Below are 16,003 nucleotides of genomic sequence, written 5' to 3' on the forward strand. Positions count from 1 at the left end.
GCGCATATCTTAATTAATCACGCAGGGAAGACCAAATTGTCGATAAATTTCAAAATTGCAGTACTTTATATGAATAGACACCCATTATTTAGTAAATTTCCAACACTCTTACCTAAAGCTTGCTTTTTTACTTTACTGATATTGTTTGTACCAAGCTGTAGTGATTGGTTCGAGCCCACCATAAAAGAAATATGCAGTGAAAAGAGTGAGATGTGTACAGACTTAAGCCTTGATGCACGATGCACACCTCAGCGAGCAGAAATCATACGACTTCGTTATTACAACCAAGAACCGGCTAACGACGCCTTCAAGTATCCCCTTCTACTTGCTTTTGAATCGTATCTTGAGTGTGTTCAAGAAGTTCAACACATCGAGCACGTCAAACGAAAAGGCAAAGAAGCGACTCGCCTAAAAGGCGTTATTACCGCAAGACGAGAACTAGAACGCTTAGCCCGTGAAACTAAAGCTTCCTTAGACCCTTACCTTAGCTATTATCATTGGACTCGTTTCAATGACAAAGAAGCTTTCCATCGCTTTGAGCGCTATGTTGCAAGCGACCGAGTGAGTGATCCTGAGTTACTTGTGTCTCTAGCTTCTGTGCAAATTAAGTCAGACCAAAACCGCACCGTTGATACGCTTTACCGTGCATTGAGCTTATATACCGATAGCGCAGATATAGACGTGAGCATCTACCATTCTCTTGCTTCAATTGGTCTTGACGTAGAAAACTACCGAATGGCCTATGTATGGTATGGCGTAGCTGAAAAATATGACGACCGCTTACCTGACATTCAGCGTATTCAGTTGGGAGAAAAGTTTAGTCTACCTACCGATATTTTAGATGCAGTCACCGGCGATATTGTCAGCGCACTAGATAGCAGTACGTTTAATGCGGAAAAGCTAAAGCTGAACAAGTTATAAATATGAAATATAATTACAGTTAGATGTTTAAAAAAATGCTAAAAAGCATAAAAAAACCGCCATTTGAAGGCGGTTTTTTTGTTGGTTTTGAAAGCCATAACGAAACGAGGCTATTTTTTAACCAGCTGTTTACCTTTCTCATAGTATCAATCTCTCGTACTATTTTTTGAAACTCAGCCTCTCAATGCTCAGCCTTTCAAACCTTAGCCTTCTAAACCTCAGCCTTCTAAACCTCAGCCTTCTAAACCTCAGCCTTCTAAACCTCAGCCTTCTAAATCTCAGCCTTCCAAACCTTAGCCTTTTACCACCTCGTCATTGTCGCTCTTGAATGTCATTGACACTGAATTCACACAGTATCGCTGACCGGTGGGCTCGGGACCATCTGGGAAAACGTGTCCTAAATGCGAGTCACACTGTTTGCAGATAATTTCAACTCGTCGCATACCATGAGACACATCTTCTCTATAATCTACGTTTCCATCATCAAGCTGTTTGTAAAAAGATGGCCATCCACATCCTGCATCAAATTTAGTATCAGAGGGAAATAAAGGCGCGTTACAGCATTTACACACGTAAATACCATCTCGTGTTTCATCAAGAAGAGCACCTGTAAAGGGACGTTCAGTATGGGCCTGCCGACAAACCAGATACTCTTCTTCGCTCAGTTCTTGTTTCCATTTATCGTCTGACATTGCTACCTCTCTAACTTTTAAGAGTCACTGGCACGAGCCTTTGGATCATGCGTGTTCTTTTTCACTGCATACAGCACTTGTTCGGTTCAACCGTATTGAAGGCACTTTGGCCTTCTATACTAGTGCAATCACACCTAACAAAAGAGGGTGTATTCGTTGCCAAATACACCCTCGTTTAATGTTTTTTTACTAGCGTATTCGCATAGATATTATTAACTCTTGGCTAGCGTTTTATAGCGGTCTGTGGTCTTGCTGGATCACTCCACTCAATGTGGTATTTTTTACCCGCAGGCTTATCGAGTCGCTGATAGGTATGTGCCCCAAAGTAATCTCGCTGACCTTGAAGTAAATTAGCTGGCAATACAGCAGAGCGATAAGAATCGTAGTAACTCAGTGCAGACATCATTGCCGGACAAGGTATACCCGCTAATGCCGCTTGCGCAATCGACTCTCGCCAGTCACCCTGATATTCGGTAATTTGCTCAGCAAAATAGGGGTCCATCAGCAGGTTTGCAAGCTCTTCGTTGTTTTCATAAGCTTTTGAAATAGACTGCAAAAAAACAGCGCGAATAATACACCCAGCTCGCCAAATTTTCGCAATTTCACCAAAATCAAGTGTCCAACCGTGCTCTTTACCCGCCATGGCCATGAGCTGAAAGCCTTGCGCGTAAGCACAAATTTTTGAGCAATACAGCGCCTGCTCTAGCTTGTTGATGATCGATACTTTTTGCTCATCATCGAAAACCGATGCTTCAGGACCTGCTAGTACTGAGCTTGCGGCTACGCGTTCTTCTTTCAAACTTGAAATACTGCGAGCGAACACTGCCGCCGTAATAGTTTGAGCCGGGCTTCCAACTTGTAGAGCGCTGACTGCAGTCCAAAGTCCAGTTCCCTTTTGGCCTGCTTTATCTAATATGACATCGACCAGGGGCTGGTTAGTTTCTGGGTCTAGCTGCTCAAGAACTTCGGCGCTGATTTCTATCAAATAGCTGTTTAGTTTGCCATTGTTCCAACGGCGGAACACTTCTGCTATTTCAGCTGGGGCCATATGAAGTGCATCGCGCATTATCTGATAAGCTTCGCAGATAAGCTGCATATCGGCATACTCAATGCCATTGTGCACCATTTTCACATAATGCCCAGCTCCCACAGGCCCTATGTAAGTGGCACAAGGCTCACCTTCAAGTACAGGCTTGCCTGGCACAAAACTCTCGATTGGCTTACCGGTTTTCGCATCGACTTTGGCGGCAATTGACTTTAATACCGGCTCGATGCGTGTCCATGCATAGGGATTGCCCGATGGCATAAGCGACGGACCAAAACGAGCCCCTACTTCACCACCAGACACCGCTGTAGAGAAGAAAATAAACTTGCCTTTGTATTGCTCTTCACGAGCGACAGAGTCTGTCCATAAGCTGTTGCCAGTATCAACAACGATATCGTCTGCCTGTATTCCCGCATCTATCAGATGATTACATACGTGGTCTACAGGGTCGCCGGCTGGCACAGAAAGAATGATGAGGTGTGGTGCTTTGAGCTTACTGAGTAATTCCGTGTAGGAGCTACAGCCTTCGACACGTGGAGCAGCATCTTTTGCTCGCTCGCTTGCGTCTTTAGCTAAGATAGCATCAACTTTGTTTTGGTCTAAATCGAAACACGCTACTCGATAACCATGATCTACAAGGTTCATGGTAAGGTTATTGCCCATTACCCCTAAACCGATAAAACCGATATCACACGTTGTCTCAACGTGCGCACTACCACCATTATTTTGCATAGGAAAACCCTCACATTCAGATGGGAGAGCATGTTACCACCTGATGATATAAAGAACAGTCAAACATCTAAAATTTAGTACGGACTGCCGTATTTACCACCGGCAGTAAAGGTTAATAAGATATTAACCTTCTAATTCCGAGAAACTAAATAGCGTGAGTGATCGGCTCGCCTGAAGAAAAACTTTTTGTATACAAATGCAGGGCTGCTCGTTGAGAGATGCATACCTTGTGTCAAGTTGCAGTGTCCACCCCCCCTTCCGTTTTGCAGTGGGCAAATGAAACCTCATGTCATTTTCACTGGCGTTTACACACAAGAACCAGTGTTCGGGCTTCTTATTACCGCTGCGATAGCCCATTATTTCTACACCGAAAGCTTTGTTGTGATGCGCATTCCAATCTTCTGACGCTTTATCAGAGCCATCAGGTTTAAACCAGTTGATGGCTTTCACGTTTCGTGAAAGTGTGAAGGCATCATCTTGAAGCTTTAGCTCGCTTAATAACGCCGATGACTGACGCAAGCTAATTACGTATTGGCAGAATTGTAAAAAGTCTTGCTTGCTCTTGTTCATTTCCCAATTGAACCAGCTTATTGGGTTGTCTTGACAATAAGCGTTGTTATTTCCGTTTTGTGTGCGGCTTAGTTCGTCGCCACCAAGAATATGTGGCGTACCTTGTGAGAAAATAAGCGTAGCAAACAAGTTTCGCTTCTGGCGCTCACGAATGGCAAGTATTGCCTTATCCTTCGTTTCGCCTTCAACGCCATAATTAGCTGACAAGTTGTGGCCATGACCATCACGGTTATCTTCTAAGTTATCGAGGTTATGACGCTCAGCATAAGTCACCATATCGTGTAAGGTGAAGCCGTCGTGGTAACTTATGTTATTGACCGACGTAGAAATATGTCGTTGGCCTTTGTGAAAGATATCTCTCGACCCCATTAGTCGAGTCGCGAAATCTGGCGTACACCCATCATCTCCGCGCCAGAATGCGCGAATGGTATCGCGATATTTATCGTTAACTTCTAACCATGGTGATTCGAAATTACCCACCTGATAACCATCTGGACCGATATCCCATGGCTCAGCCAACAACACTTTATCACGCAAAACTGGATCGGCGCTAATAGCACGTAATAGTCCAGACTGACTGTTATATTGCTGGGGTTCACGACCAAGAGATACAGCAAGGTCAAACCTAAAACCATCAACGCCAATGGTGGTTACCCAATGACGCATAGCATCAAGTATGAGTCCCATCATAAACGGCTGGGCGGTGTTGATGGTATTTCCACACCCAGAATGATTGGAATAGAACACCTCTCCCGTATCGCTTTGTTCTAGCAAATAGGCTTCATAAGGACATAAGCCCTTATAGGATAAAATAGGGCCGCCAAAGCCTGCTTCAGCAGTATGGTTAAAGACAACATCAACAATTACTTCGATTCCCGCCTCGTGATAGCTGGCAACCATCTCTTTAAGTTCAGCTAAAGCATCACGAACGCCATACCGGGGCTCTGGAGCAAAGAAGTTAACCGGATTGTATCCCCAGTAATTCGTTAGGCCTTTGTCAGTAATAAAGGGTTCTGGCATAAACGAACACAGCGGCATAAATTGAACAGTAGTTACACCCAAAGCCTTAATATGACCAATGACACTGGAGTGAGCCGCACCGAGAAACTTCCCTCTATGCTCTAGGGGGACGTCTGGGTGTAATTTAGTTAAGCCTTTAATATGCGCTTCGTAAATAATGCGTTCTTGCTTATTAACTTTAGGACGAGAGACAGAGGTAGAAGCATAGGCGTCTTCATCTATAACCAATCCCTTAGGCACCATAAACTGTGAGTCGCTTTCATATTGGCGACGGTTCCATTTTATCGGACGGTTTAGTTTTTTTGCATAGGGGTCGATAAGAAGCCTATCGCGAGTCACCGTTTCAAGCTCATCTTTACACCGTTCTACTCGATAGCCATAAAGCTGCCCTGCTTTAATACCAGGCACAAATCCATGCCATACATTTCCGGTTTTCTCCGGCAGCATTTGCTCGTGTGTAGTTTGTTCGGTATCACTATTGAAAAGGCACAAGTACACAGCTTTTGCCCCAGGGGCATAAACTGCAAAATTACTTCCGCCTTCGACTAGGGTTGCCCCTAATGGAGATGAGCTGCCTGCCTCGATATGATTTATCTTATTGACTTGATTTACGTTTACGTTTTTATTCACCGCAGATATCACTCGTTGCCAAGATATGAAAAAAGAATCGACTTTGGCGAAAGCCTTACGCTCTCGCCCCAAATAAGAAACTCAACAGCTCCCTTACTTAAAAGCCACTTGGCCTCTAATGCTATTCATTTACAACATAAAAGATTGTCGCAAGAGGCGGTATAGTCAGCTCAACCGAATACTCTCTGTCATTCCAAGGCGTTTTTTGCGGATTGGCTTCAGCGATAACCGGCATGCCGCTTCCCCAAAACGCTTCATCATCGGTATTGAGGGCCAGCGTTAAGGTTTGTGCTGAGTCTACACCTACTCTAAAGTTCTCTCGTGGTACCGGAGTGAAATTAGAGATTACATACACCTTTTGCTTTATCGATTTTGCGTTACGGACAAATGAAACAATGCTTTGCTCGGCATTACCGTGGTCTATCCATGCAAATCCGTCGGCGCTGTGGTCTTGCTCATAAAGCGCTGGCGTATCTCGATAAAGATGGTTTAGTGCCTTGTATACCGACTGCACACTTGCGTGACGATCGAATTTTAATAGTCCCCAATCTAACTCACTGTCGTGATTCCACTCTGCTGATTGACCGAGTTCAATCCCCATAAAGTTAAGCTTTTTACCAGGGTGACCATACATAAAACCAGCGTAGCAGCGTAAGTTTGCTGTTTGTTGCCACTCATCACCCGGCATTTTTTGCAGCATGCTACCTTTGCCGTGAACCACTTCGTCATGGGAAATAGGCAGTACAAAATTTTCGTCAAATGCATACACCATGCTGAAAGTAATATCACCGTGATGATAGTTTCTGTAGGCCGGATCTTTGGCAATATAATGCAAAGAATCGTGCATCCAACCCATATTCCACTTAAAGCCAAACCCAAGGCCGCCATCAAAGAGCGGTCGTGACACTTTAGGGAAAGAGGTCGACTCTTCAGCAATCGTCATTGCATCAGGGAAATGCTTATAAACTTCTTCGTTCATCCAGCGCAGTAAACTGATAGCTTCGTAATTCTCATTACCACCATCTACATTGGGTATCCATTCGCCATCGTTGCGCGAATAGTCTAAGTAAAGCATAGACGCAACGGCGTCTACCCGAAGCCCATCGATATGGAATTTGTCCAGCCAATATAATGCATTAGACACTAGGAACTGACGAACTGTGTCTTTACCAAAGTCGTAAATGCACGAGTTCCAATCAGGATGCCACCCTTTTTTAGGATCTTCATATTCGTAAACACAGGTACCATCAAAACGCGCCAATCCATGACCATCTTCAGGGAAATGAGCAGGCACCCAGTCGATAATCACGCCGATACCGGCCTGGTGACAACGGTCCACAAAGTATTTGAAGTCATCAGGATCACCAAACCGACTGGTTGGCGCGAACATACCTACAGGTTGGTAGCCCCAAGATCCGTCAAATGGAAATTCTGAAATGGGTAGCAATTCCACATGGGTATACCCCATATCACTAACATAATCGATTAAGTTGTCAGCTAACTCTTTATAACTTAGGTACCGTGCAGCATTTTCATCATTAGGACGCTTCCAAGAGCCTAGGTGCACTTCATAAATACTCATTGGTGTAGTGTATTTATTGGCTTTGCGCTTCTCTAACCAGTCGCTGTCTCCCCACGTATAATTTTCGTGGTTATACACTTTTGACGCGTGAGAAGGATATTGTTCGGCACTAAAACCTAAGGGATCGGCTTTGTGAGGAAGGTCGTAACCCCGGCTATCCTTTACCTGATATTTATAGCGCTCGCCTTCAGCCATTCCAGGAATGAATAAGACCCAGTAGCCCATAGACGTTTTCTCCATGGGATGAACTCTTCCATCCCATTGGTTGAAATCGCCAATGACAGATACTGCAGAAGCGTTAGGTGCAAAAACACAATATCGAACGCCGTCTATCGATTCGCCATTTTGCGCCTCAACAGTAACAAGTTGGGCACCTGCCTGCTGAAACAAATTGAATGGCGTACTATCAATAAAATGCACGGCATGATAAGCCTGCTCTCTAAATTGATACGGGTCGATATACTTGTACTGATGCTCGCCTTCCGTCACATTAACGCGATAAACATGGTTAACGCACTCTCTTGGGATAGCCGCTTGAAATAACCCTGAAGCAGACACTGGGAGTAGCGAAATCTCATCAAATGCAGGATTTTCCCACGTAATGGTTATCGATGCTGCCTTTGGCCGCCAAACGCGAAGCAGTAACTCTCCTTCACTCTCAATAACACCCAACTGGGAAAACGGTTGTGAACATTTTGCCTGTTCAAATTGCTGCACTATTTGAGGCTCTTGTTGCATTTGCTACTCCTATTAAAAACCCGCTTCACGCGGGTCTAACTACCAATTCTTGGTGTGAGGCGGCATACATGCCACCTCATTTATTTACTCTGCAAACTAGCGTTGGCTTGCCTGTTTCCTTGCAGCAGTAAGTTTAGACGCTAACGTATTTATATCATGACTTTCGAAGATTGACTCAATATTCTGTGTCAACTTTCGTCGCCAATTCGGATACTCGTTAAATGTTCCCGGTATATTGACTGGCTTGTCCATTTCTAACCAGTCTTCTAGTTGCAGACTCAGCAATGCACTTGAGCCGCCTGCCATATGAACCTGCATACCATTGTTCAATTCTCGATTCATACCCGTCACATTCACATCATGGCCAACATGGTCCGCAATGGAATTATGGCCGTGAAGCGTATTGAGAATTTCCTGCTTATTCTCATGCCTGTCGGCGTAGAGGGTCTGTAAAATTTCCTCTGTTGGGTATAAGCCAATTTCTTTACCCAACTCTAAATCCAAACAGTGCCAGTACCCTATTAGTGTTGGCATGTCATGAGTAGTAAGGGTGCTCATAGACTGCTCTGGATAATGGCTTGGTGAATAAAAACCACCGTCTTCTGCCTGTTCGAAGAAAAATACACGATAAGAATAAACGCCATTTTGTGCAAGCTTACTACGAATTTCTTCTGGCACTGTTCCGAGGTCTTCGCCTATAACAAGGCTTTTATTGCGATGGCTTTCAAGCGCCAATATGCCTAGTAAGTCATCAACAGGGTAATACACATACCCGCCCTCTTTGGCGCTATCGCCTTTCGACACCCACCACAAACGCAGAAGTGCCATAACGTGATCAATACGCAGCGAACCCGAGGACGCCATATTAGAGGCAAACAAATCGATAATAGGTTGATAGCGCTGCTCGTACAGTTTTTGAGGGTCCATTGGAGGAAGTCCCCAGTTTTGTCCTAGCGGCCCAAGGATGTCAGGTGGGGCGCCTACGCTTGCGTCAATGCAGTAAAGATCTTTGTTACCCCATATTTCGGCGCTTCCCTCACTCACACCTACTGCAAGGTCTCGATACAATCCAATTGTCATATTAGCGGCATCAGCTCGGCTGCTCGCCAACTCTAACTGCTGCGCTGCTATCCATTGCAAAAACAAATAGAATTTTACGTCGTGAGCATTGTCTTTCTTAAATTTCGCCACTGCACTATTGTGGTAGTCCTTATAGGCTTTAGGGAATACCGGCCACCCCCAGCTTTCCTTACCGTCGGCTTTTAATTTTGACTGCAGCGCATCGTACACGGCAAGCATATCCAGGCTCTCACCACCGGCTTCAACAAAAGCATTAAACGCTTTATTTTGCGGCGTTTTACCTTTTAAGAAGGTATCGTTATAAACGTTAAAGAGTGCATATAACGCAGATAGTTTAAGGTGTGCTACCGCTTCATAATCTACGTGTTCGGCATCACGAGCTTGTTGAAGTAACGCTTTAAACTCTTTGGTACTTACCACATCTTGAACCGCTTTATCGTCGTAGCCCTCGACAGCCGTCACATCGATGTACAAATAATTTAGCCAGCGGCGAGAGCTAGGTCCATAAGGTGAGCACGCATTCGGGTTAGCAGGATAAAGAGCATGTATAGGATTCAAACCAATAAAGTCTGCCCCAACGCCTGCCGCTTTATCGATTAACTGCGCCAAGTCTGAAAAATCGCCAATCCCCCAGTTTTTCTCACTGCGCACGCAGTATAACTGAACGCTTAATCCCCAAATCTTCTTGCCCGCTTTTATTTCATCAGGCGTATAGCAAGCTTCTGGCGCAACAATCATGCGCGATGTTGCAAGCTGATCGTCATCTGCTTTCAAGACAATGTTGTGATATCCCAGCGGAAAATCGATGGGCAGTTTCACAAGATATTCATGAAACTCTACATCATCGATGTGGGCCATGGATGACATTTCTTGGTCTACCGGGACAAATGAATACTCGTGCTGTGTACCGTCTTCAAACGTAATATCAACAAGGTGTTCATCGTTAACCAATTCTATTGGCAAGCGCAATGGCAGATACACATCGTGAGACGATCTAATTACCTGAACAGGATTTAATGGTGATAACCACACAGCGTTAATATCTTGAGTGATTTGAGATTGAATTTTTTCATCACTCGACGTGTCATAACCAAGAGCGTTTAATAATTTAGCTTTACTTGGCTCTGCGATGGTTGTTGGTTTCCCCCATGCGTCGACATAGTGGGTTTCAATTCCACGCATTTCAACCAGTTGTTGCAGAAGTTGTTGTGTCATTGTGTGTCATTCCTGTTATTCGGCAGAAGACGCTGGCATGAGTTAATTCTAAAAAGCGCCTACAAACAATTTTTTAACATTATTCTAGAAACTACGCGTTGACGAAACTGAATACGATTGCATAAGTATTTCTTCGTAATTTTGCAACACTTTGCGTTTTTATTTTGCTAATTATGGCATTTTGATCCATACTTTACGTAATTTATTTTCAATTTATTTTAAATTTTCGAGGTACGTTATGACAATTCGCATCGGTATCAATGGTTTTGGCCGTATTGGTCGCCTAGTAATGCGCGCAGCAGCAGAGCGTCAAGACATCGAAGTTGTGGCAATAAACGACTTGCTAGACACAGACTACATTGCTTACTTATTAGAATATGACTCTACCCACGGTATGTTCGATGGTGAAGTAACAGTAGACAATGATAGCCTTGTCGTAAACGGCAAAACTATTCGAATCACCTCTGAAAAAGATCCTGCATCACTTAAATGGGACGAAGTTAACGTAGACGTTGTTGTTGAATCTACGGGTTTATTCCTAACAAAAGAAACTGCGGCGAAACACATCGAAGCTGGTGCGAAGAAAGTTGTAATGTCTGCACCTTCAAAAGACGATACGCCAATGTTCGTGATGGGCGTTAACCACGAAAGCTATGCTGGCGAAAACATCGTTTCTAATGCATCTTGCACAACAAACTGCTTAGCGCCGCTGGCAAAAGTACTAAACGACAAGTTTGGTATTGTTGATGGCCTGATGACAACAGTTCACGCAACAACGGCTACGCAAAAAACTGTAGATGGCCCTTCAATGAAAGATTGGCGCGGCGGTCGCGGTGCAGGCCAGAACATCATTCCATCATCAACAGGTGCTGCAAAAGCGGTAGGTAAAGTTATCCCTGAGCTTAATGGCAAACTTACTGGTATGGCGTTCCGCGTGCCAACTCCAAACGTATCAGTAGTAGACTTAACTGTAAACCTAGCAACGCCTACCAGCTACGACAACATTTGTGCAGCAATGAAAGAAGCGTCTGAAGGCGAGCTCAAAGGCATCATGAGTTACACTGAAGACGCAGTAGTGTCTAATGACTTTGTAGGCAACCCTAATACGTCTATCTTCGACGCCACTGCCGGCATTGCGCTTACTGATACTTTTGTAAAAGTTGTATCATGGTACGACAATGAGTGGGGCTATTCATCTAAAGTACTTGATTTGGTTGCACACATTTCAAAATAATTAACTAGCGACAAATAATGCAACATTAACGCTTTATTTGTCTGATAGTTAAGGTAATCTAAAGGCGTAGAATTCAAATCTACGCCTTTTTTGTTTGCGTGATTTTTCATTTTTTCGTCACACAGACTTTTCATACTTTTTATCATTCTCGGAGGACACATGTCGCCGGTAGCTTCAGTCTCCCTAAGCGAGTCAAATGGACTCTCTTTCGTTAATATTGAAAATGCATTCGCGTCAGCAAAAATTAGTTTATTTGGCGGCCACGTATTGTCTTTCATTCCAGCTGCAGATAACAAAGAACGCTTATGGGTTAGCCCTCATGCCTATCTAAACGGAGAGCGACCTATTCGTGGAGGAATTCCAATCTGCTGGCCTTGGTTTGCCAACGACCACGGTAGAGATGACGGTGAGCTTCCCTCACACGGATTTTTGCGCACTCAGGTATGGAAACTGGTTAATTCAACAGAAGATAGTAAGGGAACAACGGTAGAACTTGCGCCCTCATTTACACGAGCAGAGGGCTTCGAGTACGATTGTAGCGTGACCCTTCGTGTGCATGTAGGCGAAAACTTGCAAGTGAGTCTTGAGACTGAAAACACAGGCGTCATTCCGTTTTCTTTTAATACGGCGCTTCACACCTATTTCCATGTCGAGAATATAAAACACACAGAGTTAAAAGGCATTTCTGGCGATTATAAAGATAAGTTAGACGACTGGGCCGTAAAACCGACACCGGCTCCCTACACCATCGACGCTGAAACAGACCGTATTCATTTATCTGCTGTAAAACAGACAACCATTGCAGTTGACGATAAAGACTTTACTGAGGTGCTTTCACAGGGCAACGATTCGTTGGTTGTCTGGAATCCGTGGCAAAGTGCCGCGTCTATTTCAGATATGGACCCGTTTGGATACAACCATATGGTGTGCGTTGAATCATCGGTGACCAAAGGTCTTGAGCTTGCACCAGGTGAAAAAGCTGAACTGGTGCAAACCGTGCGCCCAATCACTTAGATTAAAAAAATCGATGCCTCGTACACCACTTGCATATCTGCAAACAAAAAACCTGCCGAGAGGCAGGTTTTTATATAAGTGACTTACAACAAGGATGTTAGACGTTTGCGCCTGCAACAGCCTCTTTCGCTAATTGTGTAATACGGTCCCAATCTCCTGATTCAATGGCATCATCAGGCGCTAACCACGAACCACCTACACATTTCACATTGTTCAATGACAGGTAATCATTGTAGTTGTTAGGGCCAATACCACCTGTTGGGCAAAAGGTTACATCAGGGAAGGGACCACTGATTGATTTTATCGCTTTCACCCCACCAGACGCTTCCGCTGGGAAGAATTTCATGTGGGTGTATCCAGCGTCTTTTCCTTTCATCAGGTCTGAAGTTGAAGAAATACCAGGAATAAGAGGAATTTCAGCTTCCATACCCGCTTTTAATAAGTCGGCAGTCATACCTGGGCTTATTGCGAACTTTGCACCTGCATCCACAACGGCTTTAAGCTGTTGAGCGTTGGTTACTGTTCCTGCACCAATAAGTGAATCTGGCACCTCTTCTGCAATACGCCTAATAACATCTATTGCTGCTGGTGTACGAAGCGTTACTTCAAGAACTTTGATCCCACCAGCCATCAGCGCTTTTGCCAAAGGAACGGCTTTTTCTACGTCATTGATAACCAGTACGGGTACCACTGGCCCTGCCGCAAAAATTTCCTCTGGAGAATATTTCCATTTTGTCGTCATAATTTAACTCGCTGTGTTTTGATTCAAATAAGCAGCTGCTCCCAAAAGGCCATGATCGGGTTCTGCTATCAAATAGGTAGGGATATCTTTCACATAGTGCTTCATTTGACCTTTAGCTTCGAAACGAGCTCTGAAGTCACTATTCTTTATAAATTCTGGGAATCGATTTGCTATGCCACCACCAATGAAGATACCACCGGTAGTTGCCATATTAAGCGCTAGATTGCCCGCAAAACTGCCCATAATTCGGCAGAATTGATGCAGAGCGGCTTCGGCAATTGCGCAAGTTCCTGCTAATGCAGCCTCAGTGATTTGTGCTGGCTCATTAAACTCAACCGGCTTTTTTGCATGATTGGCAAGCGCAGTATAGATATTAAGAATACCTCGCCCTGACATCACCTCTTCAGCTGAAGCTCGTGAGAAAGTGGCCTGCAAATGTCTCCACACCACTATATCGGTCTCATCGACCGGTGCGAAGTCTACATGTCCGCCTTCGCCGTCTAGCGTTTGCCAGCCCGAATCGGTCATAGTGATATGTTCAACACCAAGGCCGGTTCCCGGACCAAAAACTGCAATATTGCCGTTTTCTATAGCTGTACCTTCACCCACTTGAACTACTTGCTCACTGCTCAGTACCGGAAGTGAGTGCGCCACAGCCGTAAAATCATTGATAACAAAAAGCGCATCTAACTTCAGCTGTGCTTTTAGCGCATTTTGCGAGAATGCCCAACTGTGATTGGTCATCTCAACCTTATCGCCTAATACTGGGCAGGCAATGGCTATGCAACCTTCGCTAAAACTAACCTCAGGCATGTCTGAAAAATACTGCGCTATGGCGAGATCAATACTTGCAAACTCTTCGCACATGTACTTTTTTATGTCGGTGACGCCCGACTCGGTAACCCGAGCCAGACGAATGTTCGTTCCACCAACGTCAGCCACAAATCTCTGGCTCATTACGCTTGCTCCTGGGTATAGAATAAAGAGCATGCTCCTTCTTCTGCCCCCGTGAGAATAGCGCGCATGCCTGCGAACATTTCACGTCCCATACCAACATGATGATTTGCTAAGTTAGCAGGCGCTGCTTCACGAGCTGCTAATGTCTCTTCGTCAACGTGCAGCGTAAGCGCACCTGTTTGTGTGTTTAGCTCAATGATATCGTCGTTTTGAACCTTCGCTAGCAAGCCACCTTTATATGCCTCAGGGGTAACATGAATAGCAGCGGGCACTTTACCCGACGCTCCAGACATACGACCATCGGTTACCAAGGCAACCTTAAACCCTTTATCTTGCAAAACACCTAGCGGCGGCGTTAAACGGTGTAGTTCAGGCATACCAATGGCTGAAGGCCCTTGGAAACGCACTACAACGATACAGTCTTTGTCCAATTTGCCTTCTTTAAACGCAGCATCTAGTTCAAACTGATCTTCAAAAACTACCGCAGGCGCCTTTAAGGTGCAGTGTGGCGTGCGTAGCGCTGAGGTTTTAATCACCCCGCGGCCCAAGTTGCCATCTAGTACACTTAAACCACCATCTGGCTTAAACGGTGCATCCACGCTAGCGAGTACTTCTTTATCGTGAGATTCGCTTGCGCCATCTCGCCATTCTAGTTCGCCGTCAATCAGTCTTGGCTCTTTGGTGTAAAAGTCTAAGCCTTCACCACAAATAGTTTTAACGTCGTTGTGAAGCAAGCCAGCATCAAGCAACTGCTTCATAAGTAACGACATACCACCAGCAGCAACAAAATGGTTAATATCTGCAGAGCCATTAGGGTAAATTCGAGTAAGAAGCGGCACTGCATTTGAGATATCTGAGAAGTCATCCCAATTGACGATGTAACCTGCTGAGCGTGCAACTGCAATTAAATGCATAGTGTGGTTAGTAGAACCACCTGTTGCCAGCAAGCCGACAAGACCATTCACAATCGCCTTGGCATCAACAATATGACCAATAGGCGTGTAATTTTCACCTAAGTCAGTAAGACGCGTCGCCTGTACTGCTGCAGCTTTTGTAAGCGCCTCGCGAAGCGGTGTACCAGGATTGACAAACGATGAACCCGGCAAGTGAAGCCCCATCATTTCAACGACTAACTGATTAGAGTTAGCAGTACCGTAGAAAGTACAGGTTCCCGCTGAATGATAAGACTGAGATTCCGCTTCTAACAATGCGTCACGACCAACTTTACCCTCGGCAAATTCTTGACGAACACGGGCTTTTTCTTTGTTAGGTAAGCCAGAGGGCATAGGGCCAGCCGGAACAAATACCGTTGGTAAGTGACCAAAGGTTAACGCCCCCATAAGCAGCCCAGGTACGATTTTGTCACAAATACCTAGCATCATGGCACTGTCGAACATGTTGTGAGATAGCGCTACCGCTGCTGCTTGAGCGATATTATCGCGACTCATTAGGCTCAGATCCATGCCCGCCTGACCTTGCGTGACACCGTCACACATAGCCGGAACACCACCTGCGAACTGAGCAACACTGCCTACTTCTTTAATGGCCTGTTTGATTATCGCAGGGTATGTCTCGTATGGCTGATGAGCCGAAAGCATATCGTTATATGACGAAATAATAGCGACATTGGCTTTGGTCATCGAACGCAAGTCACTTTTTTCTTCTGTGCCGCATGCTGCGAAGCCGTGAGCAAGGTTACCGCACGATAATACGCCACGATGAGGCCCCTGACGGCGCGCCTTTTCAATTTTTTCTAAATATGCTTTTCGCGTTTCTTTACTACGCTCGATAATACGTTGCGTAACTTCTGCAATTTGTGGATTCATTTTTC

At 44.9% G+C, this 16,003-nt stretch carries 11 protein-coding genes; 3 read left to right on the forward strand and 8 right to left on the reverse strand.

Features of this window, described 5'->3' with window-relative positions; genetic code table 11:
* The first annotated feature begins 69 nt into the window (after nucleotides 1-69).
* Nucleotides 70-921 carry a DUF2989 domain-containing protein gene (locus BM528_RS11260; RefSeq protein WP_156844099.1) on the forward strand — a complete coding sequence of 284 codons (852 nt, stop codon included), beginning with the start codon at nucleotides 70-72 and terminating at the stop codon, nucleotides 919-921.
* Nucleotides 922-1,214: 293 nt separating this feature from the next.
* Here BM528_RS11260 and msrB read toward each other — a convergent pair whose 3' ends face one another.
* The 5 genes from msrB to malQ all read right to left on the reverse strand — a co-directional run bounded on the left by msrB (nucleotide 1,215) and on the right by malQ (nucleotide 10,225).
* Nucleotides 1,215-1,613 carry a peptide-methionine (R)-S-oxide reductase MsrB gene (msrB, locus tag BM528_RS11265; protein WP_071979889.1) on the reverse strand — a complete coding sequence of 133 codons (399 nt, stop codon included), beginning with the start codon at nucleotides 1,611-1,613 and terminating at the stop codon, nucleotides 1,215-1,217.
* 223 nt (nucleotides 1,614-1,836) lie between these two features.
* Nucleotides 1,837-3,390, reverse strand: a complete 1,554-nt coding sequence (gene gndA, locus BM528_RS11270) for an NADP-dependent phosphogluconate dehydrogenase (RefSeq protein WP_071979890.1) — start codon at nucleotides 3,388-3,390, stop codon at nucleotides 1,837-1,839.
* 123 nt (nucleotides 3,391-3,513) lie between these two features.
* Entirely contained in the window at nucleotides 3,514-5,610 is a 2,097-nt protein-coding gene (gene glgX, locus BM528_RS11275; RefSeq protein WP_232230478.1) for a glycogen debranching protein GlgX, read from the reverse strand.
* 121 nt (nucleotides 5,611-5,731) lie between these two features.
* Nucleotides 5,732-7,930, reverse strand: a complete 2,199-nt coding sequence (gene glgB, locus BM528_RS11280) for a 1,4-alpha-glucan branching protein GlgB (RefSeq protein ID WP_071979891.1) — start codon at nucleotides 7,928-7,930, stop codon at nucleotides 5,732-5,734.
* A gap of 96 nt (nucleotides 7,931-8,026) precedes the next feature.
* Complete coding sequence (gene malQ / locus BM528_RS11285) at nucleotides 8,027-10,225, reverse strand: 4-alpha-glucanotransferase (RefSeq protein WP_071979892.1); 2,199 nt, start codon at nucleotides 10,223-10,225, stop codon at nucleotides 8,027-8,029.
* A 238-nt stretch (nucleotides 10,226-10,463) separates the two neighbouring features.
* Between malQ and gap the strand changes: the two genes are divergently transcribed.
* Together gap and BM528_RS11295 are read left to right on the forward strand one after the other, a co-directional pair.
* Nucleotides 10,464-11,459: a type I glyceraldehyde-3-phosphate dehydrogenase gene (gene gap, locus BM528_RS11290; protein WP_071979893.1), complete on the forward strand. Its 996-nt coding sequence runs from the start codon at nucleotides 10,464-10,466 to the stop codon at nucleotides 11,457-11,459.
* 159 nt (nucleotides 11,460-11,618) lie between these two features.
* Nucleotides 11,619-12,473: a D-hexose-6-phosphate mutarotase gene (locus BM528_RS11295; RefSeq protein WP_071979894.1), complete on the forward strand. Its 855-nt coding sequence runs from the start codon at nucleotides 11,619-11,621 to the stop codon at nucleotides 12,471-12,473.
* 97 nt (nucleotides 12,474-12,570) lie between these two features.
* On the opposite strand, the gene BM528_RS11300 is transcribed toward BM528_RS11295, so the two are convergent.
* Genes BM528_RS11300 through edd form a run of 3 tightly spaced genes read right to left on the reverse strand, consistent with a single transcriptional unit; the run spans nucleotide 12,571 to nucleotide 15,998 of the window.
* On the reverse strand, nucleotides 12,571-13,215 hold the full coding sequence (locus tag BM528_RS11300; RefSeq protein WP_071979895.1) for a bifunctional 4-hydroxy-2-oxoglutarate aldolase/2-dehydro-3-deoxy-phosphogluconate aldolase: 645 nt from the start codon (nucleotides 13,213-13,215) through the stop codon (nucleotides 12,571-12,573).
* A gap of 3 nt (nucleotides 13,216-13,218) precedes the next feature.
* A complete protein-coding gene (locus BM528_RS11305) occupies nucleotides 13,219-14,172 on the reverse strand; it encodes a glucokinase (RefSeq protein WP_071979896.1) in 954 nt (317 codons plus the stop codon).
* The gene (gene edd, locus BM528_RS11310) at nucleotides 14,172-15,998 is read right to left on the reverse strand and encodes a phosphogluconate dehydratase (RefSeq protein WP_071979897.1); all 1,827 of its coding nucleotides are present in this window, start codon (nucleotides 15,996-15,998) and stop codon (nucleotides 14,172-14,174) included. The genes BM528_RS11305 and edd overlap by 1 nt, the downstream gene beginning before the upstream one ends.
* Between the last annotated feature and the right edge of the window lie 5 nt (nucleotides 15,999-16,003).

The organism is Alteromonas sp. RW2A1, from assembly GCF_001886475.1.
Lineage (GTDB): Bacteria > Pseudomonadota > Gammaproteobacteria > Enterobacterales > Alteromonadaceae > Alteromonas > Alteromonas hispanica.